The sequence below is a fragment of the Corynebacterium sp. KPL3927 genome, assembly GCF_040225835.1.
In the GTDB taxonomy this organism is placed as follows: Bacteria; Actinomycetota; Actinomycetes; order Mycobacteriales; family Mycobacteriaceae; genus Corynebacterium.
Window position 1 is genome coordinate 80,327 of sequence record NZ_JBEHGD010000005.1, and the last position, 25,508, is coordinate 105,834.

22 protein-coding genes are annotated in these 25,508 nt (G+C 60.5%); 14 read left to right on the forward strand and 8 right to left on the reverse strand.

Features of this window, described 5'->3' with window-relative positions; all coding sequences use genetic code 11:
- Nucleotides 1-17: 17 nt before the first annotated feature.
- From dapE to ABRP86_RS04240, 7 genes are read left to right on the forward strand one after another with little or no spacing between them, the layout of a single operon-like run.
- On the forward strand, nt 18-1,106 hold the full coding sequence (gene dapE, locus ABRP86_RS04210) for a succinyl-diaminopimelate desuccinylase (RefSeq protein ID WP_349862638.1): 1,089 nt from the start codon (nt 18-20) through the stop codon (nt 1,104-1,106).
- 2 nt (nt 1,107-1,108) lie between these two features.
- The gene (locus ABRP86_RS04215; RefSeq protein WP_239267886.1) at nt 1,109-1,873 is read left to right on the forward strand and encodes an LOG family protein; all 765 of its coding nucleotides are present in this window, start codon (nt 1,109-1,111) and stop codon (nt 1,871-1,873) included.
- A 14-nt stretch (nt 1,874-1,887) separates the two neighbouring features.
- The gene (folP, locus tag ABRP86_RS04220) at nt 1,888-2,700 is read left to right on the forward strand and encodes a dihydropteroate synthase (RefSeq protein WP_349837812.1); all 813 of its coding nucleotides are present in this window, start codon (nt 1,888-1,890) and stop codon (nt 2,698-2,700) included.
- Nucleotides 2,697-3,419 (forward strand): glucosyl-3-phosphoglycerate synthase, encoded by a 723-nt coding sequence (locus tag ABRP86_RS04225; protein ID WP_298695402.1) that lies wholly within the window; start codon nt 2,697-2,699, stop codon nt 3,417-3,419. Before folP ends, ABRP86_RS04225 begins: the two co-directional genes overlap by 4 nt.
- A 3-nt stretch (nt 3,420-3,422) precedes the next feature.
- Nucleotides 3,423-3,728, forward strand: coding sequence for a DivIVA domain-containing protein (locus ABRP86_RS04230; protein ID WP_239267882.1), 306 nt, complete (start codon nt 3,423-3,425; stop codon nt 3,726-3,728).
- An 11-nt stretch (nt 3,729-3,739) separates the two neighbouring features.
- On the forward strand, nt 3,740-3,907 hold the full coding sequence (locus ABRP86_RS04235; RefSeq protein ID WP_005280113.1) for a DUF3117 domain-containing protein: 168 nt from the start codon (nt 3,740-3,742) through the stop codon (nt 3,905-3,907).
- Nucleotides 3,908-3,916: 9 nt separating this feature from the next.
- The gene (locus tag ABRP86_RS04240; protein WP_349862640.1) at nt 3,917-4,783 is read left to right on the forward strand and encodes a methyltransferase domain-containing protein; all 867 of its coding nucleotides are present in this window, start codon (nt 3,917-3,919) and stop codon (nt 4,781-4,783) included.
- Between the two features lie 246 nt (nt 4,784-5,029).
- On the opposite strand, the gene ABRP86_RS04245 is transcribed toward ABRP86_RS04240, so the two are convergent.
- Both ABRP86_RS04245 and ABRP86_RS04250 read right to left on the reverse strand, forming a co-directional pair.
- The gene (locus ABRP86_RS04245) at nt 5,030-6,472 is read right to left on the reverse strand and encodes a GH32 C-terminal domain-containing protein (protein ID WP_298695407.1); all 1,443 of its coding nucleotides are present in this window, start codon (nt 6,470-6,472) and stop codon (nt 5,030-5,032) included.
- A 207-nt stretch (nt 6,473-6,679) separates the two neighbouring features.
- Nucleotides 6,680-7,327 (reverse strand): O-methyltransferase, encoded by a 648-nt coding sequence (locus ABRP86_RS04250; protein WP_023026283.1) that lies wholly within the window; start codon nt 7,325-7,327, stop codon nt 6,680-6,682.
- A 151-nt stretch (nt 7,328-7,478) separates the two neighbouring features.
- Between ABRP86_RS04250 and sigE the strand changes: the two genes are divergently transcribed.
- The 3 genes from sigE to ABRP86_RS04265 all read left to right on the forward strand — a co-directional run bounded on the left by sigE (nt 7,479) and on the right by ABRP86_RS04265 (nt 9,206).
- Nucleotides 7,479-8,108, forward strand: a complete 630-nt coding sequence (gene sigE, locus ABRP86_RS04255; protein WP_034659280.1) for an RNA polymerase sigma factor SigE — start codon at nt 7,479-7,481, stop codon at nt 8,106-8,108.
- Nucleotides 8,109-8,174: 66 nt separating this feature from the next.
- Entirely contained in the window at nt 8,175-8,651 is a 477-nt protein-coding gene (locus tag ABRP86_RS04260; protein WP_298695410.1) for an anti-sigma factor family protein, read from the forward strand.
- A 21-nt stretch (nt 8,652-8,672) separates the two neighbouring features.
- Nucleotides 8,673-9,206, forward strand: a complete 534-nt coding sequence (locus ABRP86_RS04265) for a twin-arginine translocase TatA/TatE family subunit (RefSeq protein WP_298695412.1) — start codon at nt 8,673-8,675, stop codon at nt 9,204-9,206.
- 12 nt (nt 9,207-9,218) lie between these two features.
- Here the strand turns inward: ABRP86_RS04265 and ABRP86_RS04270 are convergent, their stop codons facing one another.
- A complete protein-coding gene (locus ABRP86_RS04270; RefSeq protein ID WP_298695414.1) occupies nt 9,219-10,349 on the reverse strand; it encodes an Mrp/NBP35 family ATP-binding protein in 1,131 nt (376 codons plus the stop codon).
- A gap of 123 nt (nt 10,350-10,472) precedes the next feature.
- On the opposite strand from ABRP86_RS04270, the gene ABRP86_RS04275 reads away from it, so the two are divergent.
- Nucleotides 10,473-11,219, forward strand: coding sequence for a hypothetical protein (locus tag ABRP86_RS04275; protein WP_298695416.1), 747 nt, complete (start codon nt 10,473-10,475; stop codon nt 11,217-11,219).
- 363 nt (nt 11,220-11,582) lie between these two features.
- Here the strand turns inward: ABRP86_RS04275 and ABRP86_RS04280 are convergent, their stop codons facing one another.
- Both ABRP86_RS04280 and ABRP86_RS04285 read right to left on the reverse strand, forming a co-directional pair.
- Nucleotides 11,583-15,338, reverse strand: coding sequence for a multifunctional oxoglutarate decarboxylase/oxoglutarate dehydrogenase thiamine pyrophosphate-binding subunit/dihydrolipoyllysine-residue succinyltransferase subunit (locus ABRP86_RS04280; RefSeq protein WP_502880086.1), 3,756 nt, complete (start codon nt 15,336-15,338; stop codon nt 11,583-11,585).
- A 169-nt stretch (nt 15,339-15,507) separates the two neighbouring features.
- On the reverse strand, nt 15,508-16,239 hold the full coding sequence (locus tag ABRP86_RS04285) for a hypothetical protein (protein WP_298695420.1): 732 nt from the start codon (nt 16,237-16,239) through the stop codon (nt 15,508-15,510).
- Nucleotides 16,240-16,385: 146 nt separating this feature from the next.
- On the opposite strand from ABRP86_RS04285, the gene ABRP86_RS04290 reads away from it, so the two are divergent.
- The gene (locus ABRP86_RS04290; protein WP_298695422.1) at nt 16,386-18,089 is read left to right on the forward strand and encodes a carboxylesterase/lipase family protein; all 1,704 of its coding nucleotides are present in this window, start codon (nt 16,386-16,388) and stop codon (nt 18,087-18,089) included.
- A gap of 82 nt (nt 18,090-18,171) precedes the next feature.
- Complete coding sequence (locus tag ABRP86_RS04295; protein WP_298695423.1) at nt 18,172-19,029, forward strand: DNA primase; 858 nt, start codon at nt 18,172-18,174, stop codon at nt 19,027-19,029.
- 3 nt (nt 19,030-19,032) lie between these two features.
- On the opposite strand, the gene ABRP86_RS04300 is transcribed toward ABRP86_RS04295, so the two are convergent.
- On the reverse strand, nt 19,033-19,545 hold the full coding sequence (locus tag ABRP86_RS04300) for a hypothetical protein (protein ID WP_349837807.1): 513 nt from the start codon (nt 19,543-19,545) through the stop codon (nt 19,033-19,035).
- A 112-nt stretch (nt 19,546-19,657) separates the two neighbouring features.
- On the opposite strand from ABRP86_RS04300, the gene ABRP86_RS04305 reads away from it, so the two are divergent.
- On the forward strand, nt 19,658-20,893 hold the full coding sequence (locus tag ABRP86_RS04305; protein WP_298695426.1) for an MFS transporter: 1,236 nt from the start codon (nt 19,658-19,660) through the stop codon (nt 20,891-20,893).
- A 95-nt stretch (nt 20,894-20,988) separates the two neighbouring features.
- On the opposite strand, the gene ABRP86_RS04310 is transcribed toward ABRP86_RS04305, so the two are convergent.
- Nucleotides 20,989-22,281 (reverse strand): Nramp family divalent metal transporter, encoded by a 1,293-nt coding sequence (locus ABRP86_RS04310; RefSeq protein ID WP_298695428.1) that lies wholly within the window; start codon nt 22,279-22,281, stop codon nt 20,989-20,991.
- 93 nt (nt 22,282-22,374) lie between these two features.
- A complete protein-coding gene (locus ABRP86_RS04315; protein WP_349862643.1) occupies nt 22,375-25,497 on the reverse strand; it encodes a DUF3427 domain-containing protein in 3,123 nt (1,040 codons plus the stop codon).
- Nucleotides 25,498-25,508: the final 11 nt, after the last annotated feature.

A 25,508-nucleotide genomic window follows, 5' to 3' on the forward strand; every position in this document is an offset into this window, starting at 1 on the left:
CGCTACCATGGCGGCTTGTGACTTTAGATCTATATGCCGACCCCATTGAAGTGACCAAGGCGCTCGTCGATATCCCGAGCCCCTCCCACCACGAGGAGGCCATCGCGGATGCGGTGGAAGAAGCCCTGCGTGGTCTAGACGTGGAGGTCGCCCGCTTTGGCAATACCGTGTGTGCGCGCACGAACCGCGGGTTGGATTCCCGCGTGGTTCTTGCAGGCCACATCGATACCGTTCCATTGGCAGATAACGTACCGCATCGCATGGACACCGCCGAAGATGGCGCCGAGATCATGTTCGGCTGCGGCACCGTGGACATGAAATCCGGCATGGCGGTATACCTCAACGCCTTTGCTCACCTGCATGAATCGGAAGAGCTTCAGCATGACCTGACCGTCATTGCGTATGAGGGCGAAGAGGTATCCACTGAATTTAATGGGCTGGGCCACTTGCAAAAGGACCACCCCGAGTGGTTGCAGGGCGATTTCGCGCTCCTAGGTGAGCCCTCCGGTGCCATGGTCGAGGCCGGCTGCCAGGGCACGATTCGCCTGCGCGTGACGGCGCATGGCACCCGCGCGCACTCGGCCCGCGCGTGGCTCGGCTCCAACGCCGCGCACAAGCTTGCCCCCGTCATGACGCGCATTGCGGACTACGAGCCGCGCGAGGTCACCATCGATGGCTGCACCTACCACGAGGGGCTGAACATCGTCCACCTCGAGGCCGGCGTGGCCACCAATACCCTGCCGGACGAGGCCTGGATGTTCGTCAACTTCCGCTTCGCCCCGGACCGCAGCACGGAGGAGGCGTTGGAGTACATGAAGGGGGTCATCGGCAAGCATGAGGACGTCACCATCGAGATCGACGACATTGCTGGCGCCGCCCTGCCTGGCCTGGGGCAGCCTGCGGCGCGTGCGCTTGTCGATGCCGTCGGTGGCAACGTCCGCGCCAAGTTCGGCTGGACCGATGTCTCGCGCTTTGCTGAGATGGGCATTCCGGCCGTGAATTTTGGCCCCGGCGATCCGGGCTTTGCGCATAAGAAGGACGAGCAGGTGCCCACGGCGCAAATCACCGAAGTTTCTACCGCTCTGCTTAATTACTTGAAGGGATAAAAATGACCCCTGACCACATGCGTACCCTGCGCGGCCCGCTCTTGCTGCGCAGCGAAGGAGAACAAGGCTCCACCTTTGACCAGCGCCTGCTGGAATCCGGCGCGGACCACGAATGGCAGCATGCCGATCCGTGGCGCGTGCTGCGCATCCAAGGCGAATTCGTCGCCGGCTTCGATGCGCTGGCCAAGCTGCCCAAGGCAGTGACGGTCTTTGGCTCCGCGCGCACCAAGCCTGAGGATGCGAGCTATCAGATGGCCGAAGAACTCGGCCGCAAGCTCGCCGAGTGCGCCTACGCCGTCATCACCGGCGGCGGCCCCGGCATCATGGAGGCCGCGAATAAGGGCGCGCACGAGGGCGATGGCCTCTCGGTGGGACTCGGCATCGAATTGCCGCACGAGCAGGGCCTCAACGAGTACGTGGACTTGGGCCTGAACTTTCGCTACTTCTTTGCCCGCAAGACCATGTTCTTGAAGTACTCCCAGGCCTTCGTCTGCCTGCCCGGCGGCATGGGTACCATGGATGAGTTCTTCGAGGTTCTCTGCATGGTTCAGACCGGTAAGGTCACCAACTATCCCATCGTGCTCATGGGCACCGATTATTGGTCTGGCCTGCTGGAGTGGATGAAAAATACCCTCGCCGCCGGCGGGTACATCAACGAAGATGACCAAGAGCTTTTCCTGCTTACCGATGACCCCGATGAGGCCGTCGCCCACATCATCGAGCGCCACAAGGTAATGAGCGATAAGCGCATTAGGGAGCCGCGTTGAGCCTCGCGCGCGTGATGGCGATAGTCAATCGCACCCCGGATTCCTTTTATGACAAGGGGGCCACCTTTGACATGGACCCCGCCCTCAAGCGCTGCGATGAGGCCATTGCGGCGGGAGCCTCCATCATCGATATCGGCGGGGTCAAGGCCGGACCGGGCGAGGAGGTGGATAGCGCGGAGGAAATCGACCGCGTCGTGCCCACCATCGCCCGCGTGCACGAGCGGCACCCAGAGGTACTTATTTCCGTAGATACCTGGCGCGGTGAGGTGGCCGAGGCCGCCATCGCCGCCGGGGCAGGGCTGGTCAACGACACGTGGGCCGGCTGGGATCCGGAGCTTATCGAGGTCGCCGGCCACCACCGCGTAGGCTACGTGTGCTCGCATACCGGCGGGATTACCCCGCGTACCCGCCCGCACCGCGTGCACTTTGATGACGTCGTTGCCGATGTCATTGCAGAAACCACCGCCCTGGCAGAAAAGGCCGCGGGGCTCGGCTGCCCTGAAGATCTCACCTTCATCGATCCCACGCACGACTTTGGTAAAAACACCTATCACGGACTTGAACTCCTGCGGCGTATCGACGAGATCGTCGACACCGGCTGGCCCGTGCTCATGGCGCTATCCAATAAGGACTTCGTGGGTGAGACCCTCGCGCGCGGGGTAGGAGACCGCGTCGCCGGAACGCTCGCCGCCACAGCCTGGGCCACAGCGAACGGGGTGGCCGCCTTCCGCGTCCACGAGGTTGCTGAGACCATCGACGTCATCCGCATGACCGCCGCCATCCAGGGCACGGCCGCGCCCCTTGATACCACGCGCGGGCTCGCATGAGCGTTTCCGTCATCATCCCGGCGCTCAATGAGGAATCCACCGTGGCCGGCGTTATCCGCGCCTGCCTTGCCGATGACCCCCTCGAAGTGCTCGTCATCGACGCCGACTCCACCGATGACACCGCCGCCGTCGCGCGCGCCGCCGGTGCCGATGTGCGCAATTGGCGCGATATCCTGCCCGAACCGCCGCGCCCCGGCAAGGGCGAATCCCTTTGGCGCGGGGTCGCCGCCGCGCGCGGGGACATCGTCGTCTTTATCGACGCCGACCTAGAATCCGCCGCGCCCGGCATGGTCACAGCGCTCGCGGCTCCCTTTGCGGATCCCGGCGTGAACATGGTCAAGGCGCGCTATCGCCGCAGCCTCAACGGCCAACCCACCGGTGGTGGGCGCGTGACCGAATTGACCGCAAAGCCGCTCATCCGGCAATTCTTCCCAGAGCTAGCCCACATCGATCAGCCCCTAGGCGGCGAGTATGCTCTTCGCCGCTCTGCCGCGCTAGAGGTGCCCTTCGTGGAGGGCTATGGGGTGGAAGCGGGGCTGCTGGTGGACATCGGCAAGCGCGGCGGGCTGACAGAAGTCGACCTAGGCACTCGTGTCCACCGCAACCGGCCGCTTGATGAGCTCGCGCCGATGGCGGATATCGTGGCGCGCACGCTGCTCTCGCGCGCCGGGGTGAGTGCGCCGATTGCTCAGCGCCCACCGCTGCTAGGTAGGATTTAAGTCATGCTGTCCTGGATTGTGCTCATCGTGGTGCTCATTGCGTTCATTGTGATCGGAACGTGGCTGTGGGGTTCGATTTTTGGCCCCGGGACCGTGATGGACCCGCCCGATGAGCCGCAGAAGGTGCTGGAAAATAACCGCGCCGCCGCAGCTCAGGGCCGTTTTGAGGACGTGCAATTCGAGGTCGTGCCGCGTGGGTACCGCCAAGATCAGGTTGATGATCTGCTCGCGCAACTGGAGCTGGAATTAGCGGCCGCGCGGAAAAGCGGGCAAAAAGGGACTAAGCTGGAAAGAAACGAAGAAAGTTAAGGAGCCCAACTATGGCAGCAATGAAGCCACGTACCACTGGCGGCGAAATGGAAGCGGTGGTGGAATCCCGCAAGATCGTCATGCGCATCCCATCCGACGGCGGCGGGCGCATCGTTATCGAGCTGAACAAAGAAGAGGCCGCGGAGCTCGGTTCCTTGTTGACCGAGGTTTCTAGCTAGTCTGGATACATGCTTTCTCATATCATCGACATTCTGGCCGATCCATCCGACGGCACGGCGCTTTCCGGCGCCGATGATTTTTCCCGCCTCGTTTCGGAATCCGGCCATTCCTTTGATGTGGCCAAGCAAGGGTATGTGACCTTAGCGGCCGGTGCCGGCCTCAAGCACAAGGGCGATGACATGGATATGGTCAACGCCCGCGAAGCGTACCTAGCCACCGGCCATTTCGCGCCCTTCGTCGAGTCTGTGACCGGAGCGGTACAAGACGCGCTCGATGCCAGCTCGCTGTCTGCCTCTACGCCCGCCTCGCTTCTCGAGGTCGGCGCCGGAACCGGCTACTATCTGGCCCACACGCTTGATTCCATCGACGGCGCGCGCGGCGTCGGCCTCGATATTTCCCCGCATGCGGCCAAGCACTTGGCCAAGTGCCACCCACGCGTGGGTGCCGTGGTTGCCGATGTCTGGCAGCAGCTTCCCATCCGCGATGAATCCATCGACGCGATTTCCGTGGTCTTCGCCCCGCGCAACCCATCCGAATTCCAGCGCGTCCTCGCTCCCGGCGGCCAAGTCATCGTCCTGACCCCGGGCGCGGGGCACCTCGATGAGCTGCGCGAACCCCTCGGCATCCTCGGCGTGGAAGAGGGCAAGGTCGAGCGCATGTATGAGCAGGCAGAAGGCCACCTCGAGCAAGCGGCCGACCCTGTCGATATTTCCTTCCCCATTCACCTGGATAAAGCGGCCATCGCCGCACAGGTAGGAATGAGCCCGTCCGCCCGCCACATCAGCGCCGACGAGCTTGCCGAGCGAATGGCCGCCCTTCCTTCCACGCTGACGGTCACCGCCCGCGCCCGCCTGGACCGCCTCCGCGCGGTTTAATAAACGCAGGTTCGCCTCAAGGCACCTCGCCTTCGGCATACATACCGCCCTTCGCGCTCACCAGCAGCGCGCGGGGCGGTTCATTTGTGCTTCCGGTGAGCGCGATGGGCGGGGGTGGAATCAGCCAGCTACCGTACCCTCCTTTGGCGCTCACGGGGAGCTGCTTGCCGATGTCGCGACCTCTCGCCGGTGAGCGCGAAGGGCGGGCGGCCGGAAGGCGGGTGGCCGGGAAGGAGGGTAGCAGTATTAGAGCTTGGAGCCGGAGCGCTGCCAGTCTTGTTCGATGACCGCCTCACCGGTGGTCTCGACATCCATGCCGGAGCAGCCGCCGTCGAAATAGACGCGGGAGGCCATGGCGATGAGGCCGCCGTCGACGAATACCTCTACCGTGGAGCCGTCTTGGATGATGGTGAGGGTGTCGGAGTCGCCATCGGCGAGCGTGGCTGTGGCGGGAGCGGAATCGGAGAAGAAGTGGTCGAAGGCCTTGTTCATGGAACGATCGAGGCTGATTTCCTCGCCGGAGTGACAGATGGCGGCGGCGGGGTCGCCGTTGCCATCGCGAAGGGTGATGGTGACGCTGGAGCCGGTGGGAACCTCCATGACACCGGTCCAGGAGCGCGCGTAATCCGAAAGCTTGACCGCCACGGGCAGGCCGGTGGCCGGTGCCTGGTACAAGACGCCGCCCTCGAGCGTGACCTGGCGCGGCAGGGAGAGGGCATTGGACCAGCCTTCGGCATCCCAAGAGGCGTGTTGGGTGGCGTCGTCGCCGCGGCCATTGCCGTTGAGCAGACCGAGGATGACGGCGCGCTCGTAGCGGCTTTCTTCAGGAATCGTGCCTGCGGTGGCGTTGGTATTGCGCGGGCGGGAGAAATCGTGGCCGAAGTCCACGCGGCGGAAACCGGAGACCACCGTGAAGGTGGTGCCTTCCAGCTGACCCACGAGGTAGCCGGAGACATCGCGGCCGTCGCGCTCGAGGGTGACAAAGAGGACGTCGTAGATTTCTTCGTCGATTTCATCGCGCAGGCGCACGATGCGCGGGGAAACCACCGGAGGAATGGGGGAGTCGGCGGGCACTTCGCCGTCGAGAAAGCCGGGGTCACCTTCGAAGGTAAGGCTGCCGCGCAGGGACCATGAGATGCCATCGTGGCTTTCTAGGAGAACCGGCTGCGGGGTTTCGGTGCGGCCGGATAGCGCCAGCATGAGCCAGCCCTTATGGCCGTCTTCGCGGTCATCGGTGGCCCAATCGGGCACGACGGAAGGCGAGCGGAACCGGGTGTGGTCGGTGGTATTGCCGGCCACCTCGCCGAAGCGGACGACGTTGGGGTCGAGGGCCGAGGAATCATCGGACACCTCGCAGACATCGTCGATGCCGGAAAAGCGCGCGAGGCGAATGGAGGTGCCGGTCGCGGTCACGGAGGTGAAATACAGGTTGGTAGCGTCCTCCCCTTGGGCCACGGACCCCGCGCGAAGAGCGAGCTCGCCGCCGACGGGGGCAAGGACGTCATCGCAGTCCAGCCAGTTAAACGGCGCTTCCTCCGAGTACGTGTGTCCCCAGCGGGCGGGGGCATCGGGAGTGGGGCGATATTGGTAGAACATGTGCCACGTATCGCCATCGCAAAGGACGCCGGCGGGCGCGTCTAGGATGCCGGCATCGGGGATGAAGTGGAGTTCGGGGCGGTGAGTCGTCACGGCATTCCTCTCTTAAATCAGGTGCGGGTTACAAGCTTGGGTTGGGGTGGCAGCCACGCCGGGGAGGAAACTCGTTGACCTGCCACGCGGTAGTTTCGCCGCCGTGTGCGGGCGGGGACTTTATGGGGCAGTGTCCGGCTGTCATGTACACCCAGAGTACGGATATCTTTTAGCGCGTGCAGGGCCCTCGCTTGCCGATGCCGCCTTTTAAAGCTTCGTTACCAATGTCAGCCCCGAACCCAGCGGGAGCCGGGTTACGGTGGCGCCTTCGAGCTCGCGGAGGTATTCATCGGCCTCGCGCGCGGCGGCGGTATCGCGGTCGGTGCGGGAGGTGTCGGCGACGGTGCCATCGAGAAGCGCATTGGCAAGCACGAGCGTGCCGTGCTGGTGCAGCAGGGGCCAGGCTGCCTTGATGAGGGCGGGGAGGTCGAGGGCGGCGACGTCCGCGTAAATGACCTGGTAGGCCTCGGTGGCCAAGCGCCCGAGCACGTCGAGGGGGCGCGAGGGGAGGAAGCGGCCGCGGGTGGAAGCGTAGCCGGCCTCGCGGAAGGCGGCCTTGGCGCTGCGCTGGTGCTCGGCCTCAGGGTCGATGCACGTAAGGATGCCGTTGTCTGGCATGCCCGCGAACAGGTAGAGACCGACGACGGAGGCGGCGGGGGTAATCGCCACGGCCTGGGGACGGTCTACCACACCGGAAGACGTTGCCGTCAGCGTGGTGAGAAGCTGGCCGGTGGATTCATCCGGGACGGGCAGGCCGTATTCCTCGGCGTGGTCGCGGGCGCCGCGGAGAGCCGCCGAAGGCTCACTGGTGGAATCGATATAGGAGCGCAGTGCGTCATATGCGGTAGTAGTCACGATTAAGACAATAGGTAAAGTTGCGCGAAAGGGTGGCAAAAACGCGCGCAGCCAGCGAAATTGTGATCTGTGGGAAGTATGTGACGGACTCACAGGATATTATCAGCGCAGTGGCTGGAGTTTCCGCGCTGAGTGTAGAAAAATGACACCCATGACAGAAACGAAGCGCGATGCCGAGTCCGTTGCCTCCACCGATGCGAACGTGGAGTTGACCGGTACCGCGGCGTTCGATGCTGGGGAAGCCACGATGCCTTCGTGGGCCGAATTGGTGGCAGAGCACGCCGATGGCGTGTACCGCCTAGCCTACCGCTTGTCCGGTGACCAGCAGGATGCCGAGGATCTCACCCAAGAGACCTTCATGCGTGTCTTCCGCTCCTTGGATAAATACCAACCGGGTACCTTTGGCGGCTGGCTGCACCGCATCACCACGAACCTCTTTTTGGATATGGTGCGCCACCGCTCCAAGATACGCATGGAGTCCCTGCCTGAGGATTATGAGCGTGTTCCGGGTACGGACATGACCCCGGAGCAGGCCTATACCGTGGCCAACCTGGACCCCGTGTTGCAGTCCGCGCTGGATAGTCTGGCGCCGGATTTTCGCGTCGCCGTGGTTCTGTGTGATGTCGAAGGCATGAGCTATGACGAAATTGCCGAAACCCTCGGCGTGAAGATGGGTACGGTGCGCTCGCGCATCCACCGCGGCCGCTCCCAACTGCGCGCGGCGCTAGAAAAAGAGGCACAGACCAATGCGGAAGCGCGCATCTTGTTGCGCACGCGCTAGAATCGAATCGTTAGCTCCCCTGCCGCGCGGCAGGGGAGGATTAAGTGTGATTAATCCGGCTGTGGCATGAACGTGAGGAGGGCGTCGATGGACTCACTGCGCGGACGCCGCACCCTCTCCAGGCTCAGCGTGCGGGGCGACTTTACCCCCGCGCAGGCAAAGGCTCGGGATAAGGCAAAGGCGCGGGCGCGGCGCAGCGATTCCATCGGCCACCTCGGCCCAGAGGCCGTCGTCGCCTTCGTAGATGGGGAGATGGAGCCCAAAGCCATGCACCGCGTGCGCATCCATCTAGTCCACTGCGCGGAGTGCCGCGCCGACGTGCACCACCAGCGCCACGCTTCCGAGTGGGTACGTCACTGCAGCGATGATTCCGCGGTGAAGGCCCCACAGTCCTTATTAGCCAAGCTGGCGGGAATGGCTACGGAAGGCGTGGCCCCGGGGCCCGATGCGTCAACCCCGGCGCACCGGCCGGAGCAGGATTTCCTGGATAAAGTCGAGACGGTGGTACGCGCGATTAAGCACAATCAGCGCGGGCAGAACTAAACGGAGGGCGAGGATTTAATCGTGTTTTCTTCCATTGGCTGGCCTGAGATTATTGTCATTGTCCTCCTTGGCATCGTCATCATCGGCCCGGAGCGCATGCCGGAGGTCATCAAGGACGTGCGCGCGGCCATCTATGCCGCCCGCAAGGCCATCAATAACGCGAAGGCCGAGCTCAATGGCGAAATGGGGTCGATCTCCGCGGAATTCGATGATATCCGCGGTCCGCTCAACCAGGCGGCGCAGTGGACGCGGCTGGGCCCAAAGGGCGCTATTACCAAGGCGCTTTTCGATGGCGATGATTCCGCCTGGGACGACTTCAATCCCAAGAAGATGGCGGAAGACATTAAAACCGGAACCGCGCCGAAAGAACCCGAGCAGCGCGCGCAGGACAACAATGGCCCCGCCCGGCCTAGCTTTAACTATGCCGAGGTATATGGCGATACCACCGAGACCACCCAGCAGCCGGCGCAGCAGCCACCACAGCAACAACAAAAGCCGCAGCGCGGTGGGGAAGATTCCACCGGCAGCGGCTCTGAGTGGAGCGACGTTACTTAATACGACGCGCTTTTAGTTCACGCCCAAGTTGAGGCTCTTGCCCACGAGGGAATCGGAGCGAATGGCGAGCTTATCAGCAACCGCCCTGATTTCCTTCGCGGCAGGGGAGTCGGGAGCCTCGAGTACGATGGGCGTGCCGGCATCGCTATTCGAGCGCAGGGACGGATCCAGCGGCACGGAGGCCAGCAGCGGCACCTCGTGGCCAAGAATGACGCCGAGGCGGTCTGCGACGATCTGGCCGCCGCCTTCACCGAAGACGTCCATGGTGGAGCCATCCGGCATGACCATGGCGCTCATGTTCTCAATCACGCCGGCCACGCGCTGGCGCGTTTGCTGGGAGATGGAACCGGCGCGTTCGGCCACTTCTGCCGCAGCTGCTTGCGGCGTGGTGACGATGAGCAGCTCCGCATTCGGGATGAGCTGCGCAACGGACAGCGCGACATCGCCGGTACCCGGAGGCAAGTCGAGGAGGAGAACATCGAGATCGCCCCAGAATACGTCCGCCAAGAACTGCTGCAGTGCGCGGTGGAGCATAGGTCCGCGCCAGACGACGGGCGCGTTACCCTCCACGAACTGCCCGATCGAGATGTGCTTAATGCCGTGGGAGATGGGAGGCAGCAGCATTTCATCATCAAGCACGGTGGGGCCGTCGGTCGAGCCGAGCAGGCTGGGCACGGAGTGGCCGTAAATATCGGCATCGACAATGCCCACCTTCAGGCCCTTATCCGCCAGCGCGGCGGCTAGGTTGACGGTCATCGAGGACTTGCCGACGCCACCCTTACCCGACGCCACCGCAAAGACGCGGGTCGTCGAATCGGGCTTCGCAAAAGGAATCTCGGGTTCGGCCTGGCCGCCGCGCAGCTTCTGTTTCAGCTCGCGGCGTTGCTCATCGCTCATCGCGTCCATGGTCACGGTAACCTTGCCAACGCCGTCGATGTCCTCGACCGCGGCGCGGGTATTGGTCTCGATGGTGGACTTCATGGGGCAGCCCGCGATGGTCAGATAAACGCCAACGGTGACGTCGTTTCCTTCGATATCGACCGATTTCACCATATTCAGTTCGGTGATGGGGCGGCCGATTTCTGGATCCTGTACGTGGGAAAGAGCCTCGCGTACGACTGATTCGGTAATAGAGCTAGACATAACTCTTGCCATCTTAGTCACGGCGCTACCTCAGGTAAACACGCTTGCACGGTAGACTCTGTGGGACACTTAAATCCATCCGTTTGTATCGGTGACCTAGCAGAATCAGAAGGAGCACACTCAGTGAAGCGCAGCCCCGCCCGTCGATATGCCCGCGCTACTGTCGCCGCGGTGGTAGGCGCTGCGCTGCTTGCTGGGTGTTCAGACAAGGTCGATACTAGCCCCGCTGCGGCACAATCCGCACCGGAACGGGTGCAGATCGTCGTTGACCCTGCAGAAACAGATCAGCTCATCTTGGGCGAGGTATTCCGGCAGTCGCTCTTAGAAGAAGGACGCACCGCCGAGTTGAAGGAAGAAGAAACCTTCAAAACGCATGGTGGCAAGGGCAGTTCCCTGAACCCGGAAGGCAACTTTTACGTCGGCTGCACCGGCAGCTTTTTAAGCCACTTTAATCCCAGTGAGGCGCGCGACATCTCGGCGGAATTTAAAAAGGCAGAAGAAGACAGTGAGCCGGGCGGGGAAGACTTTCTTGCCCGCACCCATATCGCGCTCATGTCTACCTTGCCCACCCAACTTGCTACCGTCGAGCCATCCGGCGCTCACGGTTGTGAGGATGCACAACCAGAGCTGCCAGAAAACTTCGTGGTCATCTATAGCGACAGCCTCTTTGACCGCGAAGAAGAAAAATCCGTCGCCGCGGTCACCAAATTCATCACGCAAAAAGACATCTCTGACATGGTGGAGGCTCTAGAGGATGGCGAAGAGCTGAAGAAGGTCGTCCACGAATGGATGGAAGCCTCCGGACTGGACATTGTCAATGAAGAAAGCGACTCCGGCTCCTCCGGTGGCTCGGATCTGAGCAGTTCTTAAGTAAGCGGCGCGGTCCGTGCTACCCACCTACCGCCCTTCGCGCTCACGGGCAGCCGCCCTTTAACATGCGATCGCCCCCTCCGTGACCGCGAAGGGCGCCCGGTCTCGCCATCAGCTACCGCCCCGCCCTTCGCGCTCACGGGCGCAGCTTGTCGATGCCCCTACCACCTCGCCGGTGAGCGCGAAGGACGAGTAGGTGACCGGTGTGAGGCGAAGGAGGGGAGCTGAAGGTAGGGAGAGCAGGAACGGTGGCGAGGTAGGAGGATCGGGGAGAAGGCAGCAGAAACCATGAAAATGCCCCAGTGAGGAAATAACCTCACTGGGGCATTCAGCGCTGCAGTGCGCTAGGTGCCGATTCGGCGGTTAAACGTCGAAGGCCTCTTCAAGCAGGTTCTTCTGCTCAATCTGGTGCACCTTGGCGTTACCCGTAGCCGTAGAGGACTGGGCGCGGCGGGAGACGCGGACCATTTTCGGCATATCCGGAATGAGGTCGCGCAGGTGCTCGTTGTAGAACGGCCATGGGCCTTGGTTGGCGGGCTCGTCCTGTACGAACCGGACCTGGGTGGCGTTCGGGTACATCTCGAATGCCTCGCTCAGGCGGTTGAACGGAATCGGGTGGAGCATTTCCACGCGGACGATGGCGATGTCATCGCGGCCGTCGGCCTCGCGCTTCTTCTCCAGGTCCCAGTAGAGCTTGCCGGAGACCAGCATGATGGTCTTGACCTTGTCCGTGTCGCCGACCTTCTTGTTATTGACGTCCACGAAGTGGGGGTCATTGATAACGGAGCGGAACTTCTTGACCTCGGTGAACTCCTCAACGGAGGAGGTGGCGGCCTTGTTACGCAGCATGGACTTCGGGGTGAAGACGACCAGCGGGCGCTTCATCTCGCCCAAAGCCTGGCGGCGCAGCAGGTGGAAGTGGTTAGCCGGGGTGGACGGCTGGGCCACGGTCATGGAACCTTCCGCGCACAGCTGCAGGTAGCGTTCGATACGGGCGGAGGAGTGGTCCGGGCCCTGGCCCTCGTAGCCGTGCGGCAGGAGGAGAACCAGGCTGGACAGCTGGCCCCACTTGGCCTCACCGGAAGACAGGTACTCATCGATGATGGTCTGGGCGCCGTTTGCGAAGTCACCGAACTGAGCCTCCCATGCCACGAGGGCGTCGGGGTTACCCACGGTGTAGCCGTATTCGAAGCCCATGCCAGCGAACTCGGTCAGCGCGGAGTTGTAGACCATGAACTTACCGCCGTTGTCCTTGGACACTGCCAGGGAGTTGAGCGGGTTGTACTCGTTGCTATTGCGGGGATCGAAGGTCACGGCGTGGCGCTGGGTGAAGGTACCGCGGCGGGAATCCTCACCGGCCAGGCGCACGACCTTGCCCTGGTTAGCCAAGGAACCGAAGGCGAGCAGCTCGCCCCAGCCCCAGTCGATGCCGCCTTCGCGGACAGACTTCGCACGGTCCTTGGCCACCTTGGCCACGCGTTTGTGGTACTCGAAGTCCTCGGGTGGGTTGCCGTAGGCATCGCCAAGCTCGACCATCTCTTCAGCGGTGATGGAGGTATCCAGACCGTGGGTGAGCTCCTGCGAGGAGGTAATACCGGTCTGTTCCTTCGGGCCGGCCTTCTCGGCTTCCTTGTGCTCGGTGAACACGGACTCCATCTGGTCGTGGAAGTCGCGCGCCGCTGCCTCGGCGTCTTCAGCAGACAGGTCGCCACGGCCGATGAGCTCGTTGGTGTAGTGCTCGCGCACCGGCTCGTGGTTCTCGATGACCGAGTACAGCTGCGGCTGGGTCATGGATGGGTCATCGGCCTCGTTGTGGCCGCGCAGGCGGTAGACCACGAGGTCAATGAAGACGTCCTTGCCAAACTGGCGGCGGTATTCTGCAGCCATCTGGCCTACCCAGACAACGGCCTCTGGGTCATCACCATTGACGTGGAAGACTGGGCAGTCAAAGCCCTTTGCCAAGTCGGTGACGTAGTGGGTGGAACGGCCAGAATCCGGGGTGGTGGTAAAGCCCACCTGGTTGTTGACCACGATGTGGACGGTACCGCCGTTGGTAAAGCCACGCAGCTGGGACAGGTTGATGGTCTCCTGCACTACGCCGAGGCCGGTGAAGGACGCATCGCCGTGGAGCATGACAGGAACGACGGAGTAGCCGTCCTTGCCCTTGTCCAAGATGTCCTGCTTGGCGCGGGCGATGCCCTCCATGACTGGGTCGACAGCCTCAAGGTGGGACGGGTTGGCAGCAAGGGTGACCTTGATTTCGCCATCGCCGAACATTTGCAGGTGCTCGCCCTCGGAGCCCAAGTGGTACTTCACGTCACCAGAGCCACCGAGCTGGCCGCCCTTGTAGTTGCCGTCGAACTCGCCAAAGATATCCGCCAGCGGCTTGCCCACGATATTGAACAGCACGTTCAAACGGCCGCGGTGCGGCATGCCCATGACAACCTCGTCGAGGCCCTGGCCCGCAGCGGTGTCGATGATGGAATCCAGCAGCGGGATGAGGGTCTCAGCACCCTCGAGGGAGAAGCGCTTCTGGCCCACGTATTTGGTCTGCAGGAAGTTCTCGAATGCCTCGGCGGCGTTGACCTTCTGCAGGATGTACTTCTGCTCGGCGTTGGTCGGCTTTGGCATGCCGGCCTCGAGGCGGTCCTGCATCCAGCTGCGCTCGTCGCGGTCCAGGATGTGGGTGTATTCGGAACCGACCTTCAGGGTATAAGCAGCGCGCAGGCGGGAGAGCACCTCACGCAAGGTCATCTGTTCCTTACCACCGAAGCCGCCGACATTGAAGACGCGGTCCAGATCCCAGATGGTCAGGCCGTGCGTAGCGATGTCGAGGTCGCGGTGATCGGGGCTAGGCAGGCCGGGCTGGGACCAGCCGAGCGGGTTGACATCGGCAAGCAAGTGCCCGCGGGAGCGGTAGGACTCGATGAGCTGCATGACGCGGGTGTTCTTGTCCACGCCAGAGTTGGGGATGTCCTGTGCCCAGCGGAAGGGCTCATAAGGAACGCCCATGGACTCGAAGAGCTCGTCCCAGAAGGCATCATCAACAATGAGCTGGCCGATGGTGCGCAGGAACTCGCCGGACTCTGCACCCTGGATGACGCGGTGGTCATAGGTGGAGGTCAGCGTAACCAGGCGGCCGACACCCAAGTCAGCCAGGCGGTCAGCGGAGGCGCCAGCGAACTCTGCCGGGTAATCCATGGAACCAACGCCGATAATGGAGCCTGCGCCCTTGGTCAGGCGGGCAATGGAGTGGCGGGTGCCGATGCCGCCCGGGTTGGTCAGGTTAATGGTGACCCCAGAGAAGTCATCCATGGTGAGCTTGTTCTTACGGGAACGGGTAACGATGTCCTCGTAAGCCTCAATGAACTCGGCGAAGGACTTAGTCTCGCACTCCTTGATGGCGGCGACCACGAGGGCGCGGGAGCCATCCTTCTGCGGGAGGTCAATGGCAAGGCCCAAGTTGATGTGCTCAGGCTGGACGACGAAGGGCTTGCCGTCCTTTTCCTCGTAGCGCACGTTCATTCCAGGATGCAGCTGCACGGCCTTGACCATGGCGTAGCCAATAATGTGGGTAAAGGAGATCTTGCCACCGCGGGTGCGCTTCAGGTGGTCATTGATCATGGAGCGGTTTTCCCACATGAGCTTGACCGGCATGTCGCGCACGGTGGTAGCGGTAGGAATCTCGAGGGATTCTTCCATGTTCTTAGCAATCGCCTTGAACATGCCCTTGAGCTGGCGCTCGTCGCCGCCCTTATAATCTTCTAGGTTATCCAGCGGAGACTGCGCATTCTTGCCCGCAGAATGCTTAGCCTTTGCGGACTTTTCCTGGGCCTTGGATACGGAGTCCTTCACGTTGGTATCGCGGGCCTCTTGCTTGCGGGCGGTGGTAGTACCTTCGGTCTTCTTGGCCGAGGACTTAGACTCTGCCTTTGCCTTCTGTGGCTGTGGCTTAGATGCTTTAGAAGGAGCCTCAGCTTCTGGCTGCGCCTTGGGCGCGCCGTTTGCTTCGAAATAGTCGCGCCACTCCTTGTCTACGGAGCTAGGATCCTTGGAGTACTGCTGGAACTGCTCGTCTATCAGCCACGCATTCGGGCCGAAGATGCTCGATGTGCTCACGGCAGGTTTTCGCCTCATTTCTCTGCTTTAAAATGGTCGTTTATTCGACTTTAGTCCGGACTTTGTACGAGCGCATTTCTCACCCGCCAAAGTGTCTGCCTATATGATACGGGCCAATCCCTCACCTTCACTATGTCAGGGGTAGCGAATTCGCTCTAAACGATCACCACTAACCCGCCTTTGTGTGGGAAAGAGGGGAGAGCTGCTGGCGGGCGTATTCGATGACCTGATTGGCCAGCTTGCGGTTGGCCTTCGTGCCAATGACCGCCCCGATGCCCATAGGCATGAGCTTGCCCACCCAGGCCCACTTCATGCGCTTGGTGATTTGCTTGGTAAATACCTTTGTCAAGCGGCCATTGATGCCAGATAATGTGGGCCCGGAAAAGCGGGAGAGCGAGGCAACCGAACGCGCCCCCGTGACTGTGCCGAGGTCTCCAACGAAAGTATCAACCACCGCGGAGCCCTTCGAGCCTGTCAATACCACCAGCACCAGGGCGCGGCGGCGCTCGGGCGAGGAGATATCATCGCCGCGCAGGTACGCGGACGCCAGGATGTACCACGCAGCGGCTTCAAGAAAGACTACGGATTCCGCACCAATGGTGGCCGCGCCCGTAAATAGCCCAATGCCGGGCACGGATGCGGAGGCACCAGCGGCCGCGCCCGTGCCGGACGTGATATTGATGAAGTGCTTGTTAATAAAGCCCTGTAATTCTTGGTCAGTGGCTTCTGGGTGGTGCTTCTTTAGGCTCTTGACGTATTTGGAAATAACACCAGATTGCACGGATACGGCGCGGTCCAAGGAGTTCAGCAGCGCCTTGGTAAAACGGCCGCTGTGCTCCGGATCGATGTCATATGTGTCAGTAGCTGCTTTATCCGGGGTGGATTTTTTAAATATGGACATGCCTTCTCCCACACCAATCCTTGAGTTTGTTGGGGCAGTGGTATCAATTGATTTTTTTACCTAGCATAGCCCTGACCTTGAAAGACGGGGGTCGCCATGTGCGATTCAGATCGCCACCGGCGCGCAATCTACCTAAGGTAGGGAGTATGCCTTACCCGCAGGATAGTCAACGCGACAGTGGGGACTCTTATTCCGAAGAGTCCATCGCTGCCGCGCGCTTGCGGGCCATGCGCGCCCACGAGCGCGCCCGCCAGGCCCACGAGCGGGCACAGAACGCCTATGCGGATGAACTCACCGTGCGTACGACCTCCGGCTGGGTGCGCGGAGTAATCGAGGAAGACCTGCGAGTAGATCGCCCCATTAGCGCCGGGCCTGTGCGCACGTGGCGCGGCATTCCCTTTGGCGCCTCTACGGCCGGCGACAACCGCTTCCGCGCCCCACGCCCGGCACCGCGCTGGGATGGCGTGCGCGATTGCAGCCAATTCGGGCCAATCGCCCCACAGCCCACGTACTCCTGGACCGACCGCATCGTCGGCTCCGAGGATTGCCTGTACCTCGACATCGTGCGCCCCCGCACGGAGGAAAAGCTGCCCGTCGTGGTGTACCTGCACGGCGGCAGCTTCATCATGGGCTCGTCCCACATGCTCATGCTGCGCGGGTTTGAGCTCGCCACCCGCATGAACGTGGTCTACGTATCCATCAACTTCCGCCTCAACGCCCTGGGATATTTGGACTTGCGCAGCCTCGGCGGCGAGTGCAGCGCTAACCCCGCCGTGGCGGATCAGATTCTGGCCCTTAACTGGGTCCGCGACAATATCGCTGCCTTTGGCGGCGACCCCGACTCGGTCACCCTCATGGGCGAATCCGCCGGCGGTGCTGCGGTACTGGCGCTAATGACCAGCCCGCCCGCCGAAGGGCTTTTCCACCGCGCCATTGCCCAATCCCCACCCATCGCCCTGGTGCATTCCCGCGCCCAATCCACCTTGTGGGCCCGCGAACTTGCTCGCCGGGTGGGCCTGCCGCGCCGGGTGAGCGTGGATGACCTGCGCCAGGAAGACTGCGCGGATGTGGTGCGCTCCGGCCAATCCATGATGTGGCGCGCCGGCGAGCTCCTGCACTTAAACTCCTGCTACGCGCCCACAGTGGACGGCGAGCTTCTGCCCGAGCACCCCATCACCGCCTTTGAGCAGGGCCACCAGCACAAAATCCCGCTGCTGATAGGCACGAATTCGGACGAAGCCAGCTTTGGCAAGTTCCTCTTTCAGCGCCAAAGCGCCCGGGAGCGCGCCGCCCTGCGGCTCTTGGCCTCCTACGATCCCCACCACGCCCCCGAGGTCGTCGCCGCCTACCGCGGTGCGGTCCGACGGGAAGATTTTGCGCATCTGCTTGCCGATGCCCTCTTCTGGGCACCCTCCACCCGCATCGCCAGCGCCCACTCTGAAGTAGCCGATACCTGGATGTACCGCTTCGACTTCGCCTCTGCCGTCTTGAAGTGGCTGGGGCTAGGCGCCATGCACTCGATGGAATTGGGCAATGTCTTTGGTGATCCCCAATCCTCGCGCGCCTCCCTGTTAACCGGCTGGGGCTCGCGCGCTGAGATGGAGGAATTGACCTCCACCATGCAGGATCACTGGGCCGCGTTCATCCACGGCGGCAGCCCGAAGGCGCAGTGGCCGCGCTATGAGGGCGGTGAGCGCGCGACCATGATCTTTGATGAACAGGCCTATATCGTGCACGCCCCCAATGACGGTCGCCGCAAGGCGTGGGAGGATTACCACATGGTGGAGTGGGGAAGTGGGCGCCCAGAGCTGGTGCGCTCCCTTGGTTTCCAACCACACCGGCGGGATTAGCGGTAGACTCCACAGTGACCGCGGGCGGCGTCTTGCCCACCGCGGGGACCTCTGCTTCCGAAGGATGGATTTTTAAACCACCATGAGCTTTTTCGAAGAAATCGCTTCCGCATTGGACGCCGAGGGCATTGAGTCCCGCGTCAACGAAGACGTCATGTTCGTTCCAATCACCTCTGATTTGGAAATCCAGTTTGTTGAAATCGATCCTCTCTTGCCGGCGGCCAACGTGTACATCGCTGCCGCGGATGTGGATGAAGACGATGAAGAATTCGAGGCCGTCCTGGTCTCCGTCGCCTTTTCCGTCGACGACGCCGTAGAGGCCGTTTCCCGCCACATCGCCACCGACCAGGTTGTCACCGTCTTGCGGGACCTCTTGGAAGGCACCGATGAGCGCATTGCGGAATTGGAGTTTGACCAGGATGAACTCAACCCGCATCTGGTGGTCGCGGAAGTAGGCAATGATTCTGAGCTGCGCGTATTGGTAGAAACCATCGACGGCGTGCCCTCTGCCATCGTGCGTTTCTTGGCCTTCGACTTCGATGAAGAAGACATTGAAGAGCTCGAGGATGAGGCCGTCACGGAGATGTGGCAAGTGGACGAGGAAGGCGAGGACCTCGATGAAAACGAGCGCCTTGCCCTCTTTGACAACACTGATTCTGATGACATCCCCATCGTGGAAGTCCCCGCTGAGGCCCTGGAACTGGGCACCTACACCGATTTCGACCGCCTCTTTGACGTGCTCGGATTGGTCTCGGAACAGGCTCTGGACTGGGAGGCCCAGCTCGTCAACTTTGATGAGGATGACTTCGAGGAACCAGACGTCTACGACATCTTTTGCGAAGATGCCGATGATGACGAGGACGAGGACCTTGAGTTCTTCGACACCTTCACCGAAGACGACGACGCTGTCGCCGACGACGAAGAAGGCAACAACAACTAAGCCCTAGGCCGCTTGCTGGAATCCCGCGAAAAGGGATTCCGGCGAGCGTACGGGTTTAAAGGCGCTATCCACGAGCCATACGTAGGTGGCATTTGGCCCGCGGGAGATTTCGTGGACGGCGCCAGCTAATTCTGCGGGGACAAGCGTGCGCACCCACCCTTCCGCCGTGGCGGGATCGACTACCTGCCCAAAGTTATCGGTGATGCGAATGGTGATGAGGTAGGCGGGGATGCGGCTTTCGCCGAACCCGCGGATCCGTGCCTTTACTCGTGCTCCCACGCGGTGGCGTGTAATGCTCATGCTGTAGTCCGCACCGCCTGGCGTGGGTGGCAGTTGCTTTATGGGCGGGCGCCACGTCGGGGTGGGACGAGCCAAGGACCGCGGGTGGTGCATGATGGCGGAAATTGAGCTGACGGTCTCATAGTGGTGATAGGCCAAGTCGGCGGCGATTTCCGTCGCCGTGGCGCTGGGTTGACTGGGTACTGTGTGCGAAAAGTTCTTATTTACGTTGTGCATGGCACTCACTCTAAACCGCAGGGCTGACACGAGTTCGAATAATTCAAACATGTGTGCGAACAAGTGGGCTAAATAGCTTTCAGACCTTCAAAGGCATAAGGTTGCACGTGCTATGAAGAGTGCTAATGCCGAACCGGCGCCCTACGAAAAGCCCAAGGTGCCGCGGGAAATCTGGGTAATGGTAACGGCGGCGTTTATTATCGCCTTAGGTTATGGCCTGATCGCCCCGCTTTTGCCGCAGTTCGTGGTCAGCTTCGATGTTTCGATGGCCGCCGCCGGCCTGGTGGTATCCATCTTCGCCGCCTCCCGGCTGATCTTCGCGCCGGTGTCTGGTTCGTTGGTGGACCGCGTCGGCTCGCGCCGCGTCTACCTGGTGGGGCTGATGACCGTGGCCGTAACCACGGGCTTGGTTGCCATTGCCCAAGAGTATTGGCACATCGTGGTGCTGCGCGCGTTGGCGGGGCTGGGCTCAACCATGTTTACCGTCTCCGCGATGGGCCTTATCGTGCGCCTGTCTCCGCCGTCTATTCGCGGTAAATGTTCTGCCACCTACGCCACGGCATTCCTGCTGGGCAATGTCGCCGGCCCAGTGCTCGGCGCCAGCCTGTCCTTCCTGGGCTTTCGCTGGCCATTTTTCATCTACGGCATCGGCGTGATGCTCGCTGCTTTCGTTGTCTGGTGGCAGATGCCGCGGGTCAACCACTCCCAAACCACCACCTCGGAACTGCCGCCCATGCGCCTGCAGGAGGCCTGGGGTGATACCGCATTCCGTGCGGTGCTGACCTCCAACTTCGCCCACGGGTGGATCAATATGGGCGTGCGCGTGTCCGTCCTGCCGCTTTTCGCTGCCGCCATATTCCATAATGGCGCAGCAGCCTCGGGCTTGGCTCTCGCGGCCTTCGCCGCAGGCAATGCGATTATTCTCCAGTTCTCCGGCCGGTGGTCCGATCTCCATGGCCGCAAGCCGCTTATCTTGATTGGCTTGGTGGGTTCTGCCATCTTCATGGTGCTCATGGGCCTGGCCACCAGCGTGTGGTTCCTCTTGCTCGTATCCGCCCTTGCGGGTGCTGCGTCAGGCCTTATCAATCCTTCCCAGACCGCCGCGGTGGCAGACATCGTGGGCAACGAGCGCTCCGGCGGCAAGGTATTGTCCGCCTTCCAGATGGCAGGAGACTTCGGCCAGATCGTGGGCCCCATGCTCATCGGGCTGCTTGCCGATGTCTATGGCTTCCCCACAGCCTTCACCGTCTGCGGCGCCATTGCCATTTTCGGCATCATTGCCTGGCTCTTCGGGCGCGAGCCCCGCCAGCAGTCCACGGTGGAAGTAGAGCGGATGCCGAAAAAATAGTTAACGGCAACCGCTCAGTGCCGACGCATCCCGCTCCACGAGGTCGAGAGCCTAAGGGTAATCGGCGCGTACCTTGAAGATTACGAGCAACAGGGCTAGAAGAGCCCTGCGACCTGGGACACACACAGGTAGACAAAGGCCGCAGAAATGATGCCCATCAGGGTGTTGATGAACCAGCCATTGCGCCATTTTTTCGGGGTGTGCTTGGTATTCAGCAGAACCAAGAGAGTAAGTCCCAGGAAGGGCATGAAGAATGCGCCCAAGACGCCGTAGCCAATGATCAACCCGGTGGGCTTGCCCAGCAGCAGGAGCAGCATCGGTGGGAAGGTCAACCAGATGAGGTATGCGCGGTAGTACTTACCGCCCGTGCTGGTGCTGGGGTGGCCTTGTGGGAGGTTCTTCAGGTGGCCAACGTAGTCCGCGAACATGAGGGACACACCGTTCCACACGCCCAAGCAGGAAGAGAATGCGGCTGAGAAGAATCCGACGATGAACCACTTAGAAATAAAGGTTCCGTAGCGAGCCTCCAGCACGTCCGCCATGTCTACCAAGCCCTGGTCGTTATCGGAGACAGCGACATTGGCGCTGTACAAAAGCTCGGCACCCAGGACTAGCGTAGCGAGCACGAAGATACCGGTGACGGCATAAGCCACCGAGTTATCCATGCGCATGACCTTCATCCACTTGGGCGTGAACCATTTCTTCTCACGCAGCCAGTAGCCATAGGCAGCAAGGGTAATGGTGCCGCCGACACCGCCGGCGATGGAGAGCACGTAGACGAAAGAACCATCCGGGATGGTGGGGACGAGGCCGCGCAGAATCTCTGGCAAATTAGGCGCGGTAATTGCTGCAATGCCCACCACGGTGACAAACATGATGCCAACTAATACGGCGGCAAGCTTTTCAAAGAGCTGGTATTGGCCCAACCACGTAAGCGCAAAGCACAAGACGCCGGTCAGGATGGCCCACATAGTCAAGCTTGTACCGGGGAAGAGCGCGCTCAATGCCAAGCCGGTGCCGGACATGGCGGCTGCGCCATATACCAATCCCCAGATGACGATGTAGGGCGCGAAGTACCACGAGGTCCAGCGCCCAAGTTCCCGCCACCCGTGGAACATGGTGTTTCCGGTGGCCAAGCTATAGCGGCCGACGCCTTCCACCAGCACGATTTTCATAATCGTACCGACGATGACGGCCCACAACAGTGCGTAGCCGTAGCGCTGGCCGGCAATCATGGTTGCCACCAAGTCGGCGGCACCGACGCCGGTGGCTGCGGCGACCAAACCCGGACCAACGAGGGTCCATTTCACCTTTGCTTGTGGCTCAGAGTTGTGTGTCTGTTGGCCTTCGTCGGATGTTGCGCCGGTGTGGTTTTCTGATTGGCTCATGACACTTCCTTAAGTGGCTGTGGTGCGAATCACTTAAGAGAAATGTATCACTCTTGACGGGTAAAGTGCAGCCCAATTATTTAACCACGCGTGCTAAGCGACGGTCCGACCAGCAGCGTACAGAGCCTTTGGCATGGTTCTTTGCAGCTTCCATTGGAACTGAATGGGCTTTTCACCGTGGTGGGAAACATAATCCACAGCACCCAAAAATGTATAGGCGCTCGCGGTGCCCACAGAGTTCTTCTTAGTAAAGCGAGAGGCGATAAGAATCTTCCCACCGAGCTCATCATGCTGAATATATCGGCGTGCTGCCTTCGATTTTAGAGTTGTTGTCGATTGCGATTCCCAGTGGAGGAGATCCGGTGAAATCGGGTAGTCCCGGTAATTCGTGGTGGCGCTCACTTGATCGTCCTTTTGGAAGGTCACCAGGAACAAGTCCATGTTCATCTCGGGGAAGTATTTCACTCCCTCGCGCGGAAGGTTGACCAGTTTTTCTAAGTCGCCAGTTTGCAAGGCGCCGACTAACTCTGCCAGAGAGTAATCGGCGTGAGTTTCCAGAACGGTATCGTCGCTTGGCTGCGGGATAATGCGCGAAGCATCGTTTTGTAGCCGCATTACCTGTTCAAGTTCCCAAATAACTCGCGGGTGCTCTCGCAATATTCCCAGCGCTTGGTCAAAAGAAGACGGGCTGGGTGCATTGGAATTAGCCCAAAAGCCCAAGACCAGCATTCGTGCAAAGGCTTGATCAGTGGGCGACATATCGCCGAATTGCGAAGTGGAGGATTTTAGGATTCGAAGATAAGCCTCAATGCGTGTCGCATCATTGACGTGGAGGAAAACTTTAATCCGGTTGAGTAAGAAGCTTTCCATCTCATCGTCACGTGGCTCGAGGAGGCCTTCCTCGCGCAGGAGGTGGGTCCAGGAGTATTTGTTGGGGCGATAAATATCCTCCAATTCGAGGTTTGCCTCGTCGAGGAATTCTTTGAGATCGGTGGTTCTTATTTCCGCCACCAGCGCACGCACTTTCCGCAAGTTGCTCCGTGCCGTCTTCTTTACGTTGCTGAGTACCTGTTCCGTCGTCGACTCATCGAATTGGATGTGCGTTCCCGGCGGCGTGGTGGGAAAGCCCTGCTCTATCTCGGTGAGTAGGCGTTTTCCGCGTTTTCTCGTTAACGCATTGAATTTACGCTCAAAATCGTATTCAACATGCTGTTGGCCAATGAAATCGAATACGGTACAAGAATCCTTTCCGGGGGCAAGGCGAAGACCGCGGCCAAGTTGCTGTAGGAAGATAACCGGGCTTTGGGTCGGCCGGAGCAAGAGCAGTGTATTGACCGCTGGGATGTCGACGCCCTCATTGAAAATATCAACAGAAAAGAGAGCCTTGATGGCGCCGGTTTCTAGCTGTTGAATGGCTTCAGCGCGTTCAGAAGAAGTTAATTTGCTCGTCACGGCCTGGGCTGGAATTCCAAAGTGCTGAAATTGCTGGGCCATATGCTCTGCGTGGGCAATGGAGACGCAAAAGCCGATCGCTTTCATTTCAGAAAGATCGAAAATCCGTTTATCCAGTTCATTTATTATAAAGCGAGTCCGTTTTTCGCCAGACTTGATATAAAACTCTGACAACTCGTTGGTGTTGTAATCTTTCTTGCCCCTGTTCCACGTAAGTGAAGAAAGATCCGTACCGTCTGCAATTCCGTAATAATGCATGGGAACCAAAAGTTGCAGGCGCAAAGCATCCCAGAGGCGTAGTTCATGGGCAATGCGGTAGTCAAAGTACTGTTGGACATTTTTGCCATCGCCGCGCTCAGGTGTTGCGGTCAGCCCAAGTAATTCGTCTGGTTCAAAATGGCTAAGAAGCGCGTTATATGTTGGAGCTTCTGCATGGTGGAATTCGTCGATGACCACGACATCGAATTGATCCGGCGCGAGCTTTTCTAAGCGAGCGGAATTGAGCGACTGAACGCTTGCAAATACGAAGTCCCAGCGCCGGGGCTCGGTGCCATCGACAAGCAACTCGCCAAAGTTGGCATCCTTGAGCACCTCGCGGTACGTACGCCGCGCTTGGTGAAGAATTTCTTTGCGGTGTGCGACGAAGAGCAAACGTGGGCGACGCTTCCACTGCCGGCAAAGATTGAGGTAATCCAGGGCAGCTACGACGGTCTTGCCGGTGCCTGTCGCCGCAACGAGTAGGTTTTTGTGGCGATCCTTTACCTCACGTTCGGACCGCAGCGCCTCGAGCATCTCTTCTTGATAAGGATAGGGAGTAACTTCTAGGCCAGAAAGCTCTAATTGGCGCAAAGCTTGTGGGGACTCCGTTCCTTTTGCAATGCGCAGGGATTCCTGCAGGCGATCCATATCCCTGGCGGGGTCAAAAGTCTTGAAGTGGCTATCGTGCCAGTAGCTGTCGAAAGTCTTTATGAATTTTTCGATGACCTCAGGCGTCGCCGTAGCAGAGCCGCGCACGTTCCATTCCCAGCCATCGATAAGAGCAGACCTCGAAAGGTTCGAGCTTCCAATAAAAGCGGTGTCGAAGCCAGAATTCCGTCGGAATAGCCATGCTTTGGCGTGCAGGCGTGTGGATTTATGCTCATAGCAAATCTTTACATCGGCGCGATATTTTTCTACCAGGCGTTTAAGAGCCGCCGCATCGGAAGCCCCACAGTAAGTAGAGGTCAATAGGCGGAATGGAATCTGGTTGTCGCGCAGGAACTGCAATTGCTGGTCAAGGACACTGATTCCGGAGCTTTTGATGAAGGCACACAATAAGTCGACGGAATCAGCTGTCTTTATCTCCCGCTCAACCTCGCTGGTCAGGCTGGCCTCGCCCTGGGCATTAGTAAAAAGCGCGCTCTTAGTCAGCGATACATCCGGAAGCAGCGGAGGCTCGGCTAAAGAAGTGTTGTAGACGGCGTAGAGGAGTTGCTCGGTATCAATATTTTCGTCCTCGCCAAGCATTCCAGCGATTGTATTGATAAGGGCTACTCGGTCTGCTGAGGATTTGAGCCCCATGAGGCGTTGCTCTAGTAAATCGCCGATGTGTTGAGACATGGCCGAGGTATAGCGCCCGCGAGCGCTATCATCTGTGCCGTTTCCTACCCCGAATCCCGCCGATGGGTGTCGGCTTTGCGTTTCCTCCATACGCTCACGAATGCGCGAGGTCACCGGGGTTTCGTAAACGCCGAAGGGGAGCGAGGAATCCAAGGAATGGCTCATAGCTACAAGAT

Bases quoted from the DNA above. Each gene is read 5' to 3' on its own strand.
- ABRP86_RS04235 (WP_005280113.1), top strand. From the start codon at position 3,740: ATGGCAGCAATGAAGCCACGTACCACTGGCGGCGAAATGGAAGCGGTG.
- ABRP86_RS04285 (WP_298695420.1), bottom strand. From the start codon at position 16,239: ATGTCCATATTTAAAAAATCCACCCCGGATAAAGCAGCTACTGACACA.
- ABRP86_RS04230 (WP_239267882.1), top strand. From the start codon at position 3,423: ATGCTGTCCTGGATTGTGCTCATCGTGGTGCTCATTGCGTTCATTGTG.
- ABRP86_RS04315 (WP_349862643.1), bottom strand. From the start codon at position 25,497: ATGAGCCATTCCTTGGATTCCTCGCTCCCCTTCGGCGTTTACGAAACC.
- ABRP86_RS04300 (WP_349837807.1), bottom strand. From the start codon at position 19,545: ATGCACAACGTAAATAAGAACTTTTCGCACACAGTACCCAGTCAACCC.
- ABRP86_RS04290 (WP_298695422.1), top strand. From the start codon at position 16,386: ATGCCTTACCCGCAGGATAGTCAACGCGACAGTGGGGACTCTTATTCC.
- ABRP86_RS04240 (WP_349862640.1), top strand. From the start codon at position 3,917: ATGCTTTCTCATATCATCGACATTCTGGCCGATCCATCCGACGGCACG.
- ABRP86_RS04270 (WP_298695414.1), bottom strand. From the start codon at position 10,349: ATGTCTAGCTCTATTACCGAATCAGTCGTACGCGAGGCTCTTTCCCAC.
- ABRP86_RS04225 (WP_298695402.1), top strand. From the start codon at position 2,697: ATGAGCGTTTCCGTCATCATCCCGGCGCTCAATGAGGAATCCACCGTG.
- ABRP86_RS04310 (WP_298695428.1), bottom strand. From the start codon at position 22,281: ATGAGCCAATCAGAAAACCACACCGGCGCAACATCCGACGAAGGCCAA.
- ABRP86_RS04260 (WP_298695410.1), top strand. From the start codon at position 8,175: ATGAACGTGAGGAGGGCGTCGATGGACTCACTGCGCGGACGCCGCACC.
- ABRP86_RS04215 (WP_239267886.1), top strand. From the start codon at position 1,109: ATGACCCCTGACCACATGCGTACCCTGCGCGGCCCGCTCTTGCTGCGC.
- sigE (WP_034659280.1), top strand. From the start codon at position 7,479: ATGACAGAAACGAAGCGCGATGCCGAGTCCGTTGCCTCCACCGATGCG.
- ABRP86_RS04305 (WP_298695426.1), top strand. From the start codon at position 19,658: ATGAAGAGTGCTAATGCCGAACCGGCGCCCTACGAAAAGCCCAAGGTG.
- folP (WP_349837812.1), top strand. From the start codon at position 1,888: ATGGCGATAGTCAATCGCACCCCGGATTCCTTTTATGACAAGGGGGCC.
- ABRP86_RS04295 (WP_298695423.1), top strand. From the start codon at position 18,172: ATGAGCTTTTTCGAAGAAATCGCTTCCGCATTGGACGCCGAGGGCATT.